Below are 17,876 nucleotides of genomic sequence, written 5' to 3'. Positions count from 1 at the left end.
AGGTGGGGATGCCAGGTGATGGCGACAACCCGGCAATGAGTCGGGGCGAGCAGATCCAGGCAGCAGAGCGGGAGGCGGCGAGGCGGCGGCTGCTCGCCGGGGCTGAAGCGGATCGGATACCGGCGGAGGAGATCACCCGGGCGGTGCCGGAGCAGCGGTGGCGTTATGGACGGCGTTGAGCGGTCGCCGGTCGGACGGCGGAGCGGCGAGGGAGGTTACGTGCGGCGCGTCTCGTACGACGAGTATCTCTCCGCTACCGCGTTGACGTTCGCGCGGCGGCATCGGCCGGTGTGGTCCTGGCAGCGCTGGCGGCGTGTCTGCCGATGCGGTGCCGACCTGCCCTGTCGTGCCCGGCACCGGATCCCGATCAACCGTGGTCACTGGCCGCCGGAGAGCGAGCAGTGACGGGCGGGCCGGAGCGCATGATTCTCGCCGTACACGTTCGAGGACTCGACGGTATGTGTGCGGGTTGCCGGGTGTGGTGGGCGCGGCTGGTGCCGTACCCGTGTTGGCAGGTGGAGTGGGCGACGAGCCGGCAGGCCCGCGCGAGCGTGGCCCGGTTCCTGGGGGGCGTGCGGTGAGCACGCACGGTCCGGTGTTGCCGATCTGGAGCTGCGGTGGCTGTGACCTGCCGTGGCCGTGCCCGACGCGGCGGCGGGAGCTGCGGGCGGAGTATGCCGGTGCGCCGGTCTCGTTGGCCCTCTACCTCGGCGTCTGTCTTGTGCAGGCCGCCGAGGACATGCCGTGGGCGGGCCGGGGCGCTGCACCGACGCTTCATCGGCTGGGCCAGGCAACCCTCAGAAGGACAGTAACCGGGCCAGAACGCATCAGGACGAGACGAGCGCTGGCTCCGTCGACCACGGGACCTCGTAGGTGGCCGACTGTCGATACGCTGCTGGCCGTGGGAGCGATCAAGCCGTGGCAACTGTTCATTCTCAGCCTGTGCTGTCTGGTGCCGCTCGCCGCGGCGGCTGTCGCTGGCCTCTGGATGGCGCGACGGAACCGCAAGTAGCGACCGAGGTCTCCGACGCGATGGTGCCGCGCCCGATGACCGGGCTCGCCGTACCCTGGTGATCATGCGGATTGGCATCGTGATTCTGCCCGACCAGCGCTGGTCGGTGGCCCGGCACCGCTGGCAGCAGGTCGACGAGTGGGGGTTTGACCACGCCTGGACGTACGACCACCTGGGCTGGCGCGATCTGGTGGACGGGCCCTGGTTCGACTCGATGGCCACGCTGACCGCCGCCGCGACGGTGACCTCCCGGATCCGGCTCGGGACGCTTGTCGCCTCGCCCAACTTCCGGCATCCGGCGGCGTTCGCCCGGCAGGTGACGGCACTCGACGACGTCTCCGACGGTCGGGTGCTGCTCGGGCTCGGCGCGGGTGGCATCGGCTTCGACTCGGCGGTGCTCGGTGGCGAGACCCTGCCGCCACGGCAGCGGGTGGACCGGTTCGGCGAGTTCACCGAGCTGCTCGACGCGATCCTGCGCGAGGACGGTACGACGTGGCGCGGCGACTGGTTCGCGGCGGTCGACGCGCGCAACAACCCCGGGTGTGTGCAGCAGCCACGGGTGCCGTTCGTGGTCGCTGCGAACGGGCCGCGTTCGATGCGGCTCGCCGCCCGGTACGGCCAGGGTTGGGTGACCATCGGCAACGGTGGCGACGACCTCGACACCTGGTGGGCGGGGGTGGCCGAGACGGTGGCCCGGTTCGACTCGGTGCTGGCGGCGCAGGGGCGTGACCCGGACGCGCTGGACCGCTATCTCTCGTTGGACGCGGCTCCGATCTTCTCGTTGAACAGCGCCCAGTTCTTCGCCGACCAGGTCGGGCGGGCAGCCGAGTTGGGCTTCACCGACGTGATTACGCACTGGCCCCGGGAGAGCAGCTGGTACGCCGGTGACGAGGCGGTCCTGGCCGACGTCGCCACCCGCCTCCTGCCGCAGCTACGAGGCTGAGGACGTCGGGGTCAGGTGCTCAGGTCGCCGGTGGCGATGCCGCCTTCGCCGGCGCTGACCAGGCGGAAACGGAGGCAGACGATCTGGGTGTCGTCGGTGACCGGGGTGCCGATGCGGGCCCAGTAGGCGGCGTGGCCGGCCCGCCATTCCTCGATCGAGCGGTCGCCCTCGCCCTCGGCGCGGGCGAAGTCCCAGGGCACCTCGGCGAAGCGGCAGGTCTGCACGTCGGTCACCTCGACGACGCCCAGCAGCGCGTCGTGGTCGTCGACGAGGGCCAGCCGCTCACCGACGTGTTCGAGTTCCTCGCCGTCCGAGGCGTACTCGTCGAGCAGGCCGGCGGTCGCGGTCTTCACCCCGTTGAGCACCAGCGTGTTGAGGTGGGTTCGCAGCTCGCCGGGGGTACCGAGAGCGAGGGCGCGCAGGTCGCCGATCCGTGGCCACATCCTGCCGAGGGTACCGGCCGACCAGCTGGTGGGTGCCCGGTGACGCTTCGGCCATGCCGCCGCGGCTTTTCTGGCGGTACGGTCGATGCCCGACAAGAAGGAGATGTCCATGGCGGACCGACGTGCGGTGCTCATTCCGGGGCGTGGCTACGACACCCGGTACCCACTGTTCCTCTATCTGGGTGAGGCGCTGCGGCGGGCCGGTTTCGGGCTGCACGGGATCTCCTGGCAGGTGCCGGAGGACTTCGACGTGGACACCATCGGCAGGTGGGTGTGCGACCAGGTCGCTCCGTCCCTGAATGAACGCACGGACCTGCTGGTCGGCAAGTCGCTCGGCACGCTGGCCGCGCCGCTGGCGGCCGCGCGCGGGTTGCCCGCCGTCTGGCTCACCCCGCTGCTGCACCGGGCGGAGCTGGTCGACGCGCTGCGCCGGGCCACCGCCCCGTTCATCCTGGTCGGCGGTACGGCCGACTCGTCCTGGGACAGCGCGACCGCCCGGCGGCTGACCCCGCACGTGCTGGAGATCCCGGCCGCCGATCACGCGTTGATGGTGCCGGGGCCGCTGGCCCACTCGGCCGAGGCGCTCGGCCGGGTCTGCACGGTGGTCGAGGGCTTCGTCCGCTGAGCTCAGCTGCGGGCGCGGCGCGGCTGTGGGCGCGGCGCGGGCGCGGGCGCGGGGCGGGTGCGGGCGCGGCGCGGGTGTGGGCGCGGTGCGGGTGTTAAGAACTCCTAACTTTGGGTGCGTTGGAGTTGTCGCCAGCAGATGAGGGCGCAGGCGAGGCTGAGGAAGGCTTCGTGGATGTCGTCGCGGATTTCCCAGCGGATGCGCAGGCGGCGGAACCAGTGCAGCCAGGCGATGGTGCGTTCCACGACCCATCGCGTGGTGCCGAGGCCGGAGCCGTGGGGTGTGCCGCGTCGGGCGATGACCGGGGTGACGCCTCGGTCGCGGACCTGTTGGCGGTGGCTGTCGTAGTCGTAGCCCCGGTCGGCATACAACCGGTCGGGGCGCCGCCGGGGTGGTCCCGGACGTCCGCCGATCGCAGGGATGGCGTCGAGCAACACGGTGGTCTGGGTGGAGTCGTGCCTGTTACCGCCGGTCAGCGTGACGGCGAGAGGGATTCCGCCGGCGTCGGTGATGACGTGGTGTTTCGAGCCCGGACGGCGGCGGTCGACCGGGCTCGGACCGGTTTTGGGCCGCCTTTGAGCGCCCGGATGTGGGACCCGTCGATCACCGCCCTCGACATGTCCAACTGTCCGGCGCCCCGCAGACGGGCCAGCAGTATCTCGTGCAGCCGTTGCCACACCCCAGCGTTGTTCCAGTCCCGCAGCCTGCGCCAGCAGGTCATCCCGGACCCGAAGCCCAACTCCTGGGGCAGGTACTCCCACGGGATCGCGGTGTAGAGCACGAACAGGATCCCGCACAACACCTTGCGGTCATCCAGGGGCTTACGACCGGGATATCGGCGCCGACGGGGCGAGCGGGGTGGCAACAACGGCGCGATCTCGGCCCACAACTCGTCCGACACGATCCACGGCGGCTGCTCACCCCTCCTCACATCCAGACAGAACGATCCTCACGTCCCGAGGACGCGCCCAACATCATTTAGTTAGGAGTTCTAATAAGGGGCCCTTGCTCTACCTGAGGCGTTAATAAGGTGCCCTTCCTTTCACCCGGGCAGGGTGGTGAGGGCGTGGATGCGGAGGGTGGTCGCTACGGACGGGGGGCAGTCGACGACCACTGCGGAGGTGCCCACCGGTTCCGCGCCCAGGCTGGCGCAGATGTCGTAGAGGGCCTGGACCTGGGCGGCGGTGGCGACCCAGTCGTCCACCACCAGCACCCGGTCGCCCGCGCTCAGGTGCCGGCTCTGCACCGCCAGGTCGACGCGCCGACCACGGAAGTCGGACGGACTCTGCGCCCAGGTCAGTGGCCCGGCGGGCAGTCGTCCGTCACCCGGCTTGTGGGCCGGCACGAAGCCGACGCCGAGCGCGGTGGCGGCCAGCGGGCCGAGTAGGAAACCGGTGACCGCCGGTGCGACGACCACTGTGGGGCGGGCCGCCCGGAACGGTGCGACGAGTGCCGGGCCCAACTCGGCCAGGACGGTCGGGTCCCGCCACCAGCCGGAGACGTCGCTGACCAGGTGGCTCGCGTCCGGGCCCGGGTCGACCCAACGGAACAACTCGACGAGACGCTTGCTGAGCTCGGCGGACATCCTCCTATGGTGCGCCGGGACGTCAGCGGGCACCGGGCCGCCCGGCCGATCGCGGGTCGGATGATCGGCTTCAGGTATCGCCGCAATTCCGGCCATACCACCATGATCACGTTGACTTCGGAAGTGCTTCTCTCGTTATGGTCCGACCCGATTTGATCTGTTGAGGAAAGGACCGGGCCGGTGACTGGTAGGCACACCCGTACCCGCAGGATCAGTTCGCCGGCCGGTATCGCGGCCAGCGCGGTGGTGGCCGTCGCGCTCGCCGTCGGTGGCACCGTCGGCGCCGTACGGCTGACCGCCGGGTCGGAGCCGGTGCGGCCGGCGGCGATCGAGCTGTTGCCCAGCTCCGCCACGCCTGACCTGGCCAGCGGCTCGCCGAGCGCCAGCGCCTCACCGAGCGCGACCGTGAGCCCGACGCCGACCCGTACCGCGCAGGCGCCGTCGCGCAGCAAGCCGCGTACGCCCAGCGCCAAGCCGACGCCGAGCACGAAGCCGACGCCCACCGCGAAGAAGACGACGGCACGACCGGTGGTGGAGACCGGTTCGTGCGGGGCGTCGTTCTACTGGCAGGGTCAGATGACCGCCAACGGCGAGACGTTCAACCCGGAGGACATGACGGCCGCGCACAAGACGCTGCCCTTCAACTCCAAGGTCCGGGTGACCAATCCGGCCAACGGCAAGTCGATCACCGTCCGGATCAACGACCGGGGTCCGTTCATCGCCGGCCGTTGCCTGGACCTGTCCCGGGCCGCGTTCGCCGAGATCGCGTCGCTCGACCTGGGCCACATCGAGGTCCGGTACGAGGTGCTCGGCTGAGCCGGTGCCGGCCGGCGATCGGCTCTGGCCCACGATCCTGGTGGCCAGAGTCCGCTCGTACGACGGGTCAGGTTCGTGCTTTCGTTCACATCTATCAGGCATGCTGTCGGACGTACGCACGCGACTCCTCCAGCCGGGCCGTAGCCCGCTGAGCCCCGGATCCCGCGCCGGCCTCGGCGCGGCCCTCGTTCTGCTCGCAACCGTCTCGGCGGTGGAGTTGGCGGACGGCCGTGCGGCGAACTACATCGCGTTGATGGTGGCCGCCCCCTTCCTGGCCGCCGCGTTGGCGTCCTGGCGGGTGGTGCTCGGCGCCGGCACGGTGGCATCTCTGCTCGGGGCCGGTTTCGCGCTGGCCGAGCGGACGCTGTCGTTGTCCACCGCGGTCGCCGTGGCGGGCATCGTGCTGGGCACCGGCATCGCCGCGGCGGTGGCCTCGGTACGAGAGCGGCAGGCCAAGCAGATCGCCGAGTTGTCCAAGCTCGCGGCGGTCGCCCAGCAGGCGGTGCTGCGCCCGCTCGGCCCTCGGGTGGGTGCCCTGTCGGTGGCCGGGCGGTACATCTCCTCCACCGCGCGGGCGGAGATCGGTGGCGACCTGTACGAGGCGATCGAAACCCCGTACGGCGTACGCATGATCATTGGAGACGTACGCGGCAAGGGGCTGGAGGCGGTCCGGCTGGCCAGCATCGTGCTCGGCTCGTACCGGCATGTGGCCTACGAGCGGGCCGATCTGCGGGCCGTGGTGGCGGACCTGGACCGCGCGGTGGCCCGCAACGTCGGCGACGAGGACTTCGTCACCGCGGCGCTGGTCGAGGAGCGTGGCGGCACGCTGACCATCGTGAACTGCGGGCATCCGGCTCCGCTGCTGCTGCGCGGTGGTGCGGTGATCCCGCTGGAGCCGCCCGCTCCCGCGCCGCCGCTGGGCTTCATGCCGGTGGTGCGTCCCCGGGTGGAGCGGTTGGAGCCGGGCGATCGCCTGCTGTTGTTCACCGACGGTCTCGGCGAGGCGCGTCGGGACGGCGAGTTCTTCCCGACTGCGGACCGGGCCTGGCGGCTGCTCGGGCACGGGACGGTCGCCGACGGCCTGGCGTCGCTGGAGACCGCGCTCAAGGAGTGGGTGCACGGCCGGCTCGACGACGACATAGCGCTGGTGTTGATGGAGTACACGGGCACCGCCAGCGGTGTGACCGCGGTGGTGCCGAGCTGGGAGGTCGGCGCGACCGAGAGCTGACCGGAACCCCCGTGTTCGATCGTGTGTAATTGCTGTCACTTCGGCGAGCGACTTGTCGCTGTCTACCCGCGAGTAATACAGTCGGGGTTACTGATCGGTAACACCTGTCCGGAAGCGGGGCCAGCGGCATGACCCACTACAAGAGCAACCTTCGGGACCTCGAGTTCAACCTGTTCGAGGTGTTCGGGGCGGACCGGGCGTTCGGCCAGGAGCCGTACACCGACCTCGACGTCGACACGGCGCGCACCTTCCTCGCCGAGATGGACCGCCTGGCCCGCGAGGACCTGGCCGCCAGCTACACCGACAGCGACCGCAACCCACCGGTCTTCGACCCGGCCACGCACACCGCGCCACTGCCGGAGTCGTTCAAGAAGTCGTACCAGGCGTTCATGGACTCCGAGTTCTGGCGGCTGGACCTCCCCGCGGAGCTGGACGGCAGCAACGCCCCCCGGATGCTGTGGTGGGCCCTCGCCGAGCTGGTGCTCGGCTCGAACGCCCCGATCTGGATGTACGCCTCCGGCCCGTCCTTCGCCCACGTGCTGCGGGTCGAGGGCACCGAGCGGCAGAAGAAGTGGGCCAAGCTCTTCGTCGACAAGCAGTGGGGCTCGACGATGGTGCTCACCGAGCCGGACGCCGGCTCGGACGTGGGCGCCGGCCGGGCCCGCGCCATCCCGCAGCCGGACGGCTCGTGGCACATCGAAGGCGTGAAGCGCTTCATCACCTCCGGTGAGCACGACCTCAGCGACAACATCGTCCACTACGTGCTGGCCCGCCCGGTCGGCGTGGAGGGCGTGGGCGGCCCGGGCACCAAGGGTCTGTCGCTGTTCGTCGTGCCGAAGTACCACTTCGACGAGGAAACCGGCGAGCTGGGCGAGCGCAACGGCGTGTACGCCACGAACGTCGAGCACAAGATGGGCCTGAAGGTCTCCAACACCTGCGAGCTGACCTTCGGCGAGCACGGCGTACCCGCCAAGGGTTGGCTGATGGGCGACAAGCACGACGGCATCCGGCAGATGTTCATGATCATCGAGTACGCCCGGATGCTGGTCGGCACCAAGGCGATCGCCACCCTCTCCACCGGCTACCTGAACGCCCTGGAGTACGCCAAGAACCGGGTGCAGGGTGCCGACCTGCTCCAGTCGACCGACAAGACCGCCCCCCGGGTGACCATCACCCACCACCCCGACGTACGCCGCTCGCTGCTGCTGCAGAAGTCGTACGCCGAGGGTCTGCGGGCGCTGGTCTGCTACACCGCCTCCTGGCAGGACAAGGTCGCCATCGCCGAGGCGGCCGGTGACGAGAAGGCCACCAAGCTGGCCAAGCGGGTCAACGACCTGCTGCTGCCGCTGGTCAAGGGCGTCGGCTCGGAGCGGGCGTACGAGCTGCTCGGGCACGAGTCCCTGCAGACCTTCGGTGGCTCCGGCTTTCTCCAGGACTACCCGCTGGAGCAGTACGTCCGGGACGCCAAGATCGACACCCTGTACGAGGGCACCACGGCGATCCAGAGCCTCGACCTGATCTTCCGGAAGATCGTCCGGGACAACGGCAAGGCCCTGATGGCGGTGGCCGCCGAGATCCAGGAGTTCATCACCAGCGAGGGCGGCAACGGCCAGCTCAAGCAGGAGCGCCAGGCGCTCGGCAAGGCGCTGACCGAGATCCAGACCATCCTCGGCGTGCTGACCGGCTGGCTGGGCGAGGCCCAGGGCGGCGACACCCGGGCGCTCTACAAGGTCGGGCTCGCCAGCCGGCGGTTCCTGCTGGCGATCGGTGACCTGGTGGTCGGCTGGCTGCTCCAGAAGCAGGCGGACGTGGCGCTGAAGGCGCTGGCCGGGGAGGTCTCGGCGGCGGACAAGGCGTTCTACACCGGCAAGGTGGCCGCCGCCCGGTTCTTCTCCCGCGAGGTGCTGCCGCGCATCGGCGCCGACCGGCGCATCATCGAGGGCACCGACCTGGAGATCATGGACCTCCCGGAGGAGGTCTTCTGACCTGTGGACAGCGGCTCCAGGCGGCCGGTGGGCGTACTGCCCGCCGGCCGTCGGCCGTGTTCGCCCCGGCGCGGCGCGGGTAACCCCGGCTCGGACGGGTAACCGTCGCGAGCCAGTCAACGTACGCCCAGAGCAACCGCACGGGGGAGTGCCGCGCACATGGGCATTGGTAGTGGGATCTTCCTGATCGCCATCGGTGCGATCCTGACCTTCGCCATTCGGGCAAACGTCTGGTGGGTCGACCTACGCGCGGTCGGTTGGGTGTTCATCCTGGCCGGCCTGGGCGTCCTGCTCACCACGCTCTGGTTCTGGCAGGACCGCCGAAAGCGGGCGAGGACGCTGATCGTGGAGGAGAACCGGCTGTCTCATCCGACCGCGATGATGCCGCCACCTCCCGATCCGCCGCCGCCCACCGCACCACCGAGCTGAGACGACACACGCGCTGAGTCAGCGGGACGGACAGGCTCCCGCTGACTCGGCGCGTCCGTGTTCAGCCGCGGGTGTGGTTCAGCCTCGGGCGGTGTGCCGGGCGCTGATCGCCGCCGTACCGCGAGCCAGATCCGCCCACGGCAGCGTGCTCCGGTGCACCACCAGGTCGCTGGTGTGCAGCCCGGCCGGGTCGGCCCGCTGTGGGTCGAGCAGCTCCGACAGCAGCGAGATGCCCGGGTTGTGGGCGATCAGCAGGACGGTGCCGACCGTCGGATCGACCCGTCGTACCAGGGTCAGCAGATCCTCCGGATGTGCCTCGTACGCATCCGGCTCGTAACGGACCTCCGGCACCGGACCGGCCGGGCCACCCTCCGGGGGTGACCCGGTCATGCCCATCTCGACGCCGTGCCAGGTCTGTCGGGTCCGCAGCGCCGCCGAGCAGAGCACCACCTCGGGCAGCAGCCCGTACCGGGCCAGCCAGGCACCGGCCGCGGCGGCGTCGGCTCGTCCCCGCGCCGACAGCGGGCGCTCGACGTCGAGACCATCCGCCGTGGGCGGTTCCGCCTTGGCATGCCGCAGCAGCACGAGCGTCCGTTCCTGCACCGCGCCGTCCCTCATGTCACCAGCTTGCCCGATTGGCGATCTCCGTGCCGGGGTAAGTCCAGGCATGCCGCAACCTCATCGATGGCCGCGGCGAAGTGGAATGCAGCTTCGATAGCCGAGGAGACGAGAGATGGGCATCGGTGGCAGTATCTTCCTGATCGCGCTCGGCGCGATCTTCGCGTTCGCCGTGGAGGCGGATCTCGGCTGGCTCAACCTGAGCGTCGTCGGCTGGGTGCTGATGCTCACGGGGGTTGCCGGCCTGCTCGTGACGCTCTACTTCTGGAACTCGCGTCGACGGACCGTGGTCACCCCGGTCCGTCAGGAGCGGGTCGTCGCCGACCGGGCCGTACCGGTGCAGGACGACCGGGTGGTGCAGGAGTACCGCGAGGTGCGCCGACCCGGCCCCACGGTCTGATCCGCGTACGCAAACCACGGGGTCGGTGGGTTCGCCCACCGACCCCGTGGCGTGCGGTCAGGCGAAGAGGGCGAAGTAGATGGCGATGTGGTGACAAATCGCCGCGACCAGGGTGCAGGCGTGGAAGAACTCGTGATGCCCGAACACGGTGGGCCACGGGTTCGGCCGGCGTAGCGCGTAGAAGACCGCGCCGACGGTGTAGATCGCGCCACCGACGCTGAGCAGCACCAACGCGGTGACACCGCCCTGGCGCAGGATGTCCGGCAGGATCGCCACCGCCACCCAGCCGAGCGCCAGGTAGAGCGGTGCGGAGACCCACCGCGAGACGTGGGGCCAGACCATCTTGAGGGCCACGCCGGCCAGCGCGCCGCCCCAGACCACCGCCAGCATGGTCACGGTGGCGCGGTTGTCGAGCAGCAGCAGACAGAACGGCGTGTACGTGCCGGCGATGAACAGGAAGATCATCGAGTGGTCCATCCGCCGCATCACCTGGAAGCCGCGGGTGGACCAGACGCGACGGTGGTAGAGCGCGCTGGTGCCGAAGAGGCCGCAGACGGTGAAGCTGTAGACGGCGCAACTGATCAGGGGTGTCCAGCCGGGTCGGGCGGCGGCGATCGAACAGAGCACAATGCCACAGACCACGGCGACGAAGAACGCGTACGTGTGCAGCCAGCCGCGCATCCGGGGTTTCCCGATGTCGACCGGCTTGAGCCGGGACGGTGCTGAGGTCGTCACATCACCAGGTTACGGCAGCGTAGGTTACTTTCGGGTAGTGCAACGGGTCACGCTTGCGGACGAGCGGATGACGCGTCCGGGTGCCCCGGTCCGAAAGGATAGTGGCATGCGGATCAGACGCGTCGGTGGGCACGCCCTGCTCCTCGACTTCGCCGCACCCGCCGACCGTGAGCCCGACTCCCCCAACCCTGCCGAGCCGGTGGACCCCGCAGTGGTGGAGGGGTGGCGGGCCGAGCTGTGGCGTCGTCGGGAGCGGGGCGACCTGGTGGCCACCGAGATCGTCCCGGCGGCGGCCACCGTGCTGCTCGACGGCGTACCGGACCCGGCGACCACCGCGGCCGCCATCAGGACGTGGACCCCGACGCCGCCGCTGACCACGTCGGCCGCCGCCGAACCGGTCGAGGTGCCGGTGACGTACGACGGGGAGGATCTGCCCCGGGTGGCGGCACTCTGGCACACGGATGTGCCGTCCGTGGTGCGCCGCATCGCGCATACCGAGTTCCGGGTGGCCTTCTGCGGCTTCGCCCCCGGCTTCGGCTACCTGACCGGGCTCCCCGCCGAACTGGCGGTGCCCCGGCTGCCCTCGCCGCGACCCCGGGTGCCGGCCGGTTCGGTGGCACTGGCCGGCCCGTACGCCGGGATCTATCCCACCGCCTCACCGGGCGGTTGGCTGCTGGTGGGGCGTACCACGCTGGCCCTGTTCGACGTGCACGCCGACCCGCCGGCCCGGCTCACCCCCGGCACCCCGGTGCGCCTGCTGCCGACATGAGCGAGATCGAGGTACTGACCGCCGGGGCGCTGACCACCGTGCAGGATCTGGGCCGCCCCGGCTGGGCGCACCTCGGGGTCCCCCGCTCCGGCGCGCTCGACCCGGAGGCGTTACGGCTGGCCAACCGGCTGGTCGGCAACCCGGAACCGGCGGCCGGCCTGGAGATCACCATGACCGGCTGCGCACTGCGCTTCACCCGGGCCACCACCGTTGCCGTCGTCGGTGCCGAGGTCGACGTCCGGGTGGGCGAGCGGCCCGGCGACCCCGGTCGTCCGCTGGCCGTACCGGCGGGGGCGGTGTTGCGGATCGGCCCCGCCCGACGGGGTCTGCGCTGCTGGCTGGCGGTGGCGGGCGGCATCGCCGTGGACCCGGTGCTGGGCAGCCGGGCCACCGACACCCTCGCCGGACTCGGCCCGGCACCACTGCGCGACGGCGACCGGCTGCCGGTGGGCGTCCCGATCGGCCCACCCGCCCCGGTCGACGTCACCGTGCCGAGGGCGCACCCGCAGGAGCTGCACCTGACCGCCCGCCTCGGGCCGCGACACGACTGGTTCGACACCGTGGCGCTCGACCGGCTGTACGGCACGGCGTACACGGTGAGTCCGTTGAGCAACCGGGTCGGCGCGCGACTGACCGGCGCACCGCTGCCCCGCGCGGTGCCCGGGGAACTGCCCAGCGAGGGGGTCGTCCTCGGCGCGGTCCAGGTGCCGGCGGACGGCCAGCCGTTGATCTTCCTCGCCGACCATCCCACCACCGGCGGATATCCCGTCATCGCCGTGGTGGACGACGTGACCCCGCTCGCCCAGGCCAGACCAGGCACTACCGTCAGGTTCCATGGACCTCAACGCTGATCTCGGTGAAGGCTTCGGTGTCTGGCAACTCGGCGACGACGAGGCACTGCTGGAGCTGGTCACCTCGGCCAACGTGGCCTGCGGCTTCCACGCCGGTGACCCGGTGACGATGCGCCGGGTCTGCGCCGCCGCAGCCGAACGCCGGGTCGCCGTCGGTGCCCAGGTCGGCTACCGCGACCTGGCCGGCTTCGGCCGTCGACACATCGCATACGAGTTCGCGGAACTGCGTGACGAGGTCCTGTACCAGCTCGGTGCGCTCGACGCCTTCTGTCGCGCGTACCGCACCCGGGTCCGCTACCTGAAGCCGCACGGCGCGCTCTACCACGCGGCGGCCCGCGACGAGACACAGGCGGCGGCGGTGGTGGCCGCCGTGAACGACTACGACCCGGAACTGCCCCTGCTCTGCCTGCCCGGTTCGGTGCTGGCCCAACTCGCTCAGGGCGCAGGGCTGCGGGTGGTGGCCGAGGGCTTCGCCGACCGCAACTACCTGCCCAACGGTCAACTGGTGCCGCGTACCTCGCCTGACGCCCTGGTCACCGACCCGATGGAGGTGGCCCGCCGGGCCGTACGGATGGCCACCGAGCAGACGGTGGTGGCCACCGACGGCAGCGTGTTCCCGTGCGTGGTCGACTCGATCTGCCTGCACGGCGACAGCCCCGGCGCGGTGGCCGCCGCGGAACTCGTCCGTGCCGCCCTCATCGACGCGGGCGCCACCCCCACCCCCTTCACCTGAGGTGAGGTGAAAGGAAGGGCACCTTGTTAACGCCTGCGGTAGAGGAGGGGCCCCCTGTTAACACAATCCGCCCGATGCGGCGTCAGCCGGCGTCGAGGCCGCGCAGCACCAGAGGGAGACGGGTCGCGCTGCCGGTGGCGACACGTACCGGGATGCCCCAGTCCTGTCGGGTCAGGTGGCACGCCGCATGCTCGACGTCTGCGTCGCAGGTGGCCGCCTGGGCGGTCACCTGCAGCACGCCCTCGGTCACCGAGTCGGAGAGCACCAGCCGGCGGGACAGGTCCGTGCTGGTGCCGGCCCCCTCGACCAGCAACTCCGGCGGGGACGCGGACACCATCACCCGGGTGGACGGGCCGTACGTCTCGTCGAGCTTCTGCCCGGGCGCCGGGGTGAAGATCACGTCCAGCGTCACCTCACCGGCCGCCAGGTCGGTCGGCTTGCGTTCGGTCCGGTGGCGCTGGCCGTCGACGGTGCTCGCGCCGACGGCGGAGAGCGCACCCGGGGCCAACCGGGTGATCCGGTGCCCGGCGGACTCCACCACCAGCACCGCACCGTCCGGGGTGAGCGCCAGGTCGCTCGGCTCGGCCAGGTCGGTGGCCACTGTCGACACCTCGTCCGTCGCCGGGTCGTAGCGCCGTACCGCCCCGTTGTAGGTGTCCGCGATCAGCACCGAACCGTCGGGCAGTGCGCAGACGCCGAGCGGGTGCTGGAGCAGCGCCTGCGCCGCCGGCCCGTCCACGTGACCGAAGTCGAACAGGCCCTGACCGACCGCCGTACCCATGACGTCGTCCTCGACGTACCGGATGGCACTGCTCTCGCTGTCGGCGACCCAGAGTCGGCGGCCGTCGGCGGAGACGGCGAGCCCGGACGGCTGCGCCAGCCAGGTCTCCGCCAGCGGCCCGTCGCGCAGCGCCTCCACAGTCGTGCCGGCGTACATGCCGGCGGTCCGCTTGATCGGATCGAACCACCACAGTTGGTGGATGCCGGCCATGGCGATGACGACCTTGTCGTCGTACCAGGCGAGGTCCCAGGGCGAGGAGAGGTCGACCGAGAGCGCGTCGTGGGCGTGGTCGTCAACCGTGGAGCGCCACTGCCGCCCGGTGCCGGCCACGGTGACCACCTCACCGCTGCCCAGGCGTACGCCGCGCAGCAGGTGGTTGACCGTGTCGGCGACCACCAGGTCGTAGCCGGCCACCTCGGCCACGTGCGGCGGGAGCAGGCACAGCCCCTGGGGCTCGGAGAAGGTCGCGGTGTCGGCCGTACCGTCGACCCGGCCCCGGCTGCCGGTGCCGATGGCGCGCAGCAGCGTCTCCCCGTCGGCGGCCAACTCGACCACCCGGTGCCGGGCGGAGTCCGACACCAGCAGGGTGCCGTCCGGCCCGACCACCAGCTTTCCGGGGAAACGCAGGGTGGTCTGCGGCTCCGCCGGCGGGACGTACGGGCCGTCGCCCCGGTGCAGCGTGCCCTTGGCCTCGTGGGTGGCGACCAGGTCGTCGATCAACCGGGCCAGCCCTTCGGCGTGACCCTCGCCGGCCATCGTGGCCACCACGTAGCCCTCGGGGTCGATCACCGCGAGGGTCGGCCAGGCGCGGGCCGCGTACTGCTGCCACATGTCCAGCTCAGGATCATCGAGTACGGGGTGGTGCACGCCGTACCGCTCGACGGCGTCGGCAAGCGCGACCGGATCCTTCTCGTGCTCGAACTTCGGCGAGTGCACCCCGATCACGACGAGGACGTCCGCGTACTTCTCCTCGAGCGGGCGCAGTTCGTCAAGCACGTGCAGGCAGTTGATGCAGCAGAACGTCCAGAAATCGGCGATCACGATCTTGCCGCGGAGGTCGGCGAGCGTCAGCTCGCGCCCCCCGGTGTTCAGCCAACCCCGACCCCGCAGCTCCGGCGCCCGTACGCGTGCACTCATACCCCCATCGTGCCGTACCGCAGGCCGCGCCGACCCGCTGGGCGGATCACCTGGCGGCATCCAGCACGAGCGGGCCGCCTCCGGGCCACCGGAGTGTGCGAAAGCGCCCGCCCCTTGGCGAGGGCGGGCGCTTCGCGTTTGTCGTAACCGCGCGGGTGGCAGCGAGTGATCAGCCGGCGGAGTTCTTCAGGCAGAGCACCGGGTTGGCCACGTCGCCGCGCAACTCGACGTACGGCAGGGCGGGGTCGGGGCACTTGTCCTTCGACTCGACCTTCGACACCACGCTGAACGACTCCGGCTCCCCGCACACCGCCTCGACGGCGGAGTCGCCCGAGCGCTTGACGCAGGAGCCGACCGCCGGGTCGAAGGCGTTGTCGTCCGAGCCGCCGAACTTGCCGAGCAGCAGCAGTAGGCCGAGCGGGATGGCGAGGATGAGCACCGCGGCGACAAGCACCGCGGCGAGCACCCGGCCGTTGCGTACCTTCGGTGGCGGCGCGTCGGCGGCCGGCTCGGCGACCGGCTTGAACGCGTCGAAGCGGCCCTGCTCCGGCTCGGCTGCCGGCGTGCCCGGACTCCACGGCGCGTTCGCCTGGGGCCCCGGCGGGAAGGCCGACGTGTGGTCTGGGCCCGACTCCGGACGGGCGGGGGAACCGTAGGTGACGCCGGGGCGGTCGGTCGGGCCGCCGAAGGGGTCGCGAGCCGCGCCGCCGTACGGGTCACCGGCCGGGCTGCCGAAGGGATCCCCGGCGGGGCCGCCGAAGCGGTCGGCCGGTCGCTCCGGCTCGGGGTGCGGCTTGACGCCGTTGACCGGCCGATCGGTGGCCGGCGCGTCGGCGAAGGCGGGCAGGCCCGGCGGGAAGGCCGGGGACGCGGGAGCGGCTGCGCCGGTGAAGGCGGACGGTCCAGCCTGCTCGTGATCGGCGAAGCGTGGCTCCGGGCCCTGGCCGAACCGGGGCGGCTGGGGCTGCTCCTCGCGCTCCTGGACCGGCTCCTCCGGCTCCGGACGGGCCGGCCGGCCGTACACCCGAGGTGCCGGCGTGCTGGTCGGGATGGCCGTGTGATCGGCCGGCGGGGTGACCCGGCTGGTCGTCGGCACCGACGCGCTGGCCGAGACGCCGCCGGCCGCCGCCGTCGGCGGGGTGGCCCGGCCGACCGACTCGGGCGAGGTACGGGGGGCGGGGATCGACGCCTCAGCCGGCGGCTTCGGCTCGTCCGGCCGCGACTCGGGCTGCCCCCAGCTGCCGGCCGGCTGGTCGGCACCGGGGCGCTGACCCGGCGTGGACTGGTCGCCGGGGTACTGGCCCGGGGCGGAATAGTCGGCCGGGGGTGCCGCAGCCAGGCTGGCACCGGGGATCCGCTGCTCCTGCGGCGGCAGCGGAACCATGTTGGCCGGCGAGATGCCGGGCGCCGGCGCGGGCTGGTACACCGGGCTCTCCTCGGCACGCCCGGTGTCGGATCGGGACGGCCCTGCCTCGGGTGCCCCGCCACCACCCCAGGCCTCGCCGGGTGCCCACGGCTCGATCTCGGTCAGCGGCGCGCGGTCGGCGGCGTTGCGGGACGGCAGCGGCGATGCCGATCCGCTGGCGGCCTCGGTGGGCGTCCAGGCCGGGGCCTGATCCTGAGCCCAGCCAGCCGGCTCCGGCTGGCGTCCCTGGCCGACGGGCCAACCGGGTTGTTCCTGCTGCTCGCCCGGCCAGGCACCGGCGCGGGCCGGGTCGCCGGGAGCGGAATGCTGCTGCGGTGCCGGGTCGGCCGGTGGCACCTGGGCGGTGGCCCGGGCGGCCGGCTCGCCGCGCGTCGCGGCCTGATCGGTCTGAGCCCAGTCCGGCTGCGCGGACGGGCCGCCCTGCGCCCACTCCGGTTGGGCTGCCGGGCTGGTCTGCGCCCAGTCCGGCTGCGCCGGCGGGTTGGCCTGCGCCCAGTCGGGCTGGGCGGGCTTGGCCTGGGCCCAGTCCGGCTGCGCGGGGGAGTTGCCCTGCGCCCAGTCCGGTTGCGCGGGCGCACTGCCCTGCGCCCAGTCCGGTTGAGCAGGCGGGCTGCTCTGCGTCCAGTTGGGCTGCGCGGGCGAGTTGCTCTGCGCCCGCTCGGACTGTGAAGGCGGGTTGGCCTGCGCCCAGTCGGGCTGGGCGGGCTTCGCCTGCGCCCAGTCCGGCTGCGCCGACTCGGGTGCGCCGGCGGCCCAGCCGGGAGGTTGCTCCCCCGGGCGGGGGGCGGTGTTCCACTCCGGCTGCTGGTTGCCCTGCCAACTGGCGGGTGGGGAGCCTGACTGGCTGCTCGCGGACTGGTCCGACGAGGTCTGGTGGGGTGTCCACTCAGCTGGCTGGGTGCTCTCTGATGTGGGGGCACCACCCCAGGCCGGGTTGCTCTGCCCAGCGTTGGCCCAGGCCGGCTGGTCCGACGTGGACGCTGCCGGCCAGTTGGCGGCGGGCTGCTCGCCCGGTGGGTTCCAGGACTGCTGGCCGCCGGCCGGCGTCCAGGTGCCGGCGTTCGGAGCCTGCGCCTGCCGGTTGGCCTGCTGGTTGCCCCAGCCGGCACCCGGCTGACTCGCCCAGGCGGGAGCGGCCTGGTCGGGTCGGGCCGGCGGTGGGGGTGCCCAGCCGAGATCCGAGGCAGGTGCGCCGTATCCGTTCTCCTGCTGAACCGGGCGGTCGCCGTACGGCGCCGATCCGCCGCCGCCCGGCGGCACCTCGTCCGGCTCGTGGCCGGGGTGGTGCGGGCCCTCGGACGTCATGCGTGCGCCTCCTCCATCACATGTCGGCCGCCGTCGCCGATCGTCTCGGCCGGGC

General features: G+C 71.9%; 18 protein-coding genes and 2 pseudogenes. 13 read left to right on the top strand and 7 right to left on the bottom strand.

Annotated features, from left to right (window positions below; genetic code table 11):
* The first annotated feature begins 8 nt into the window (after positions 1-8).
* From EG812_RS29330 to EG812_RS19440, 4 genes and pseudogenes are all read left to right on the top strand, one after another.
* Positions 9-179 carry a hypothetical protein gene (locus EG812_RS29330; RefSeq protein WP_169804604.1) on the top strand — a complete coding sequence of 57 codons (171 nt, stop codon included), beginning with the start codon at positions 9-11 and terminating at the stop codon, positions 177-179.
* A 36-nt stretch (positions 180-215) separates the two neighbouring features.
* Positions 216-581: pseudogene (locus EG812_RS30125) on the top strand (hypothetical protein); the annotation flags it as partial.
* Positions 578-812: pseudogene (locus EG812_RS30120) on the top strand (hypothetical protein). The pseudogenes EG812_RS30125 and EG812_RS30120, both read left to right, overlap by 4 nt.
* Before the next feature lie 264 nt (positions 813-1,076).
* Positions 1,077-1,955 carry an LLM class flavin-dependent oxidoreductase gene (locus tag EG812_RS19440; protein WP_126712404.1) on the top strand — a complete coding sequence of 293 codons (879 nt, stop codon included), beginning with the start codon at positions 1,077-1,079 and terminating at the stop codon, positions 1,953-1,955.
* A gap of 11 nt (positions 1,956-1,966) precedes the next feature.
* On the opposite strand, the gene EG812_RS19435 is transcribed toward EG812_RS19440, so the two are convergent.
* Positions 1,967-2,398, bottom strand: coding sequence for an ASCH domain-containing protein (locus tag EG812_RS19435; RefSeq protein WP_126712403.1), 432 nt, complete (start codon positions 2,396-2,398; stop codon positions 1,967-1,969).
* Between the two features lie 109 nt (positions 2,399-2,507).
* Here EG812_RS19435 and EG812_RS19430 point away from each other — a divergent pair, with 109 nt between their 5' ends.
* The gene (locus tag EG812_RS19430) at positions 2,508-3,023 is read left to right on the top strand and encodes an alpha/beta fold hydrolase (RefSeq protein ID WP_013730789.1); all 516 of its coding nucleotides are present in this window, start codon (positions 2,508-2,510) and stop codon (positions 3,021-3,023) included.
* Between the two features lie 104 nt (positions 3,024-3,127).
* Here EG812_RS19430 and EG812_RS19420 read toward each other — a convergent pair.
* Positions 3,128-3,927 (bottom strand): IS5 family transposase gene (locus tag EG812_RS19420; RefSeq protein ID WP_199743915.1). Its coding sequence is split into 2 segments (ribosomal slippage): positions 3,128-3,591 and positions 3,591-3,927, totalling 801 coding nucleotides; the frame shifts between segments, so codons are not numbered across the junction.
* Between the two features lie 138 nt (positions 3,928-4,065).
* Positions 4,066-4,608 (bottom strand): phosphoribosyltransferase, encoded by a 543-nt coding sequence (locus EG812_RS19415; RefSeq protein ID WP_013730790.1) that lies wholly within the window; start codon positions 4,606-4,608, stop codon positions 4,066-4,068.
* A gap of 180 nt (positions 4,609-4,788) precedes the next feature.
* Here EG812_RS19415 and EG812_RS19410 point away from each other — a divergent pair, with 180 nt between their 5' ends.
* The 4 genes from EG812_RS19410 (at position 4,789) to EG812_RS19395 (ending at position 9,066) form a co-directional block, all read left to right on the top strand.
* The gene (locus EG812_RS19410) at positions 4,789-5,424 is read left to right on the top strand and encodes a septal ring lytic transglycosylase RlpA family protein (protein WP_126712401.1); all 636 of its coding nucleotides are present in this window, start codon (positions 4,789-4,791) and stop codon (positions 5,422-5,424) included.
* Between the two features lie 100 nt (positions 5,425-5,524).
* The gene (locus tag EG812_RS19405) at positions 5,525-6,652 is read left to right on the top strand and encodes a PP2C family protein-serine/threonine phosphatase (protein WP_013730793.1); all 1,128 of its coding nucleotides are present in this window, start codon (positions 5,525-5,527) and stop codon (positions 6,650-6,652) included.
* A gap of 128 nt (positions 6,653-6,780) precedes the next feature.
* Complete coding sequence (locus EG812_RS19400; protein WP_126712400.1) at positions 6,781-8,637, top strand: acyl-CoA dehydrogenase; 1,857 nt, start codon at positions 6,781-6,783, stop codon at positions 8,635-8,637.
* 159 nt (positions 8,638-8,796) lie between these two features.
* The gene (locus EG812_RS19395; RefSeq protein ID WP_013730795.1) at positions 8,797-9,066 is read left to right on the top strand and encodes a DUF6458 family protein; all 270 of its coding nucleotides are present in this window, start codon (positions 8,797-8,799) and stop codon (positions 9,064-9,066) included.
* A gap of 78 nt (positions 9,067-9,144) precedes the next feature.
* On the opposite strand, the gene EG812_RS19390 is transcribed toward EG812_RS19395, so the two are convergent.
* A complete protein-coding gene (locus tag EG812_RS19390) occupies positions 9,145-9,684 on the bottom strand; it encodes a SixA phosphatase family protein (RefSeq protein ID WP_126712399.1) in 540 nt (179 codons plus the stop codon).
* A gap of 115 nt (positions 9,685-9,799) precedes the next feature.
* On the opposite strand from EG812_RS19390, the gene EG812_RS19385 reads away from it, so the two are divergent.
* Positions 9,800-10,084, top strand: coding sequence for a DUF6458 family protein (locus EG812_RS19385; protein ID WP_013730797.1), 285 nt, complete (start codon positions 9,800-9,802; stop codon positions 10,082-10,084).
* A gap of 57 nt (positions 10,085-10,141) precedes the next feature.
* On the opposite strand, the gene trhA is transcribed toward EG812_RS19385, so the two are convergent.
* Positions 10,142-10,819 (bottom strand): PAQR family membrane homeostasis protein TrhA, encoded by a 678-nt coding sequence (gene trhA, locus EG812_RS19380; RefSeq protein ID WP_013730798.1) that lies wholly within the window; start codon positions 10,817-10,819, stop codon positions 10,142-10,144.
* A gap of 106 nt (positions 10,820-10,925) precedes the next feature.
* Here trhA and EG812_RS19375 point away from each other — a divergent pair, with 106 nt between their 5' ends.
* The 3 genes from EG812_RS19375 to EG812_RS19365 are packed head-to-tail and all read left to right on the top strand — an operon-like array spanning position 10,926 to position 13,172.
* A complete protein-coding gene (locus tag EG812_RS19375) occupies positions 10,926-11,588 on the top strand; it encodes a 5-oxoprolinase subunit B family protein (RefSeq protein ID WP_013730799.1) in 663 nt (220 codons plus the stop codon).
* Positions 11,585-12,439, top strand: a complete 855-nt coding sequence (locus tag EG812_RS19370; RefSeq protein ID WP_126712398.1) for a 5-oxoprolinase subunit C family protein — start codon at positions 11,585-11,587, stop codon at positions 12,437-12,439. The genes EG812_RS19375 and EG812_RS19370 overlap by 4 nt, the downstream gene beginning before the upstream one ends.
* Positions 12,423-13,172, top strand: coding sequence for a LamB/YcsF family protein (locus tag EG812_RS19365; protein ID WP_013730801.1), 750 nt, complete (start codon positions 12,423-12,425; stop codon positions 13,170-13,172). Before EG812_RS19370 ends, EG812_RS19365 begins: the two co-directional genes overlap by 17 nt.
* Positions 13,173-13,254: 82 nt before the next feature.
* Here EG812_RS19365 and EG812_RS19360 read toward each other — a convergent pair whose 3' ends face one another.
* Together EG812_RS19360 and EG812_RS19355 are read right to left on the bottom strand one after the other, a co-directional pair.
* Positions 13,255-15,090: an NHL domain-containing thioredoxin family protein gene (locus EG812_RS19360; protein ID WP_126712397.1), complete on the bottom strand. Its 1,836-nt coding sequence runs from the start codon at positions 15,088-15,090 to the stop codon at positions 13,255-13,257.
* A 169-nt stretch (positions 15,091-15,259) separates the two neighbouring features.
* Positions 15,260-17,821, bottom strand: coding sequence for a hypothetical protein (locus EG812_RS19355; RefSeq protein ID WP_126712396.1), 2,562 nt, complete (start codon positions 17,819-17,821; stop codon positions 15,260-15,262).
* Positions 17,822-17,876 lie beyond the last annotated feature (55 nt).

The sequence above is a fragment of the Verrucosispora sp. FIM060022 genome (assembly GCF_003977705.1).
GTDB lineage: Bacteria > Actinomycetota > Actinomycetes > Mycobacteriales > Micromonosporaceae > Micromonospora > Micromonospora gifhornensis.
The sequence above is the reverse complement of the archived record's forward strand: the minus strand, read 5'-3'. Positions and strand labels throughout refer to the sequence as shown.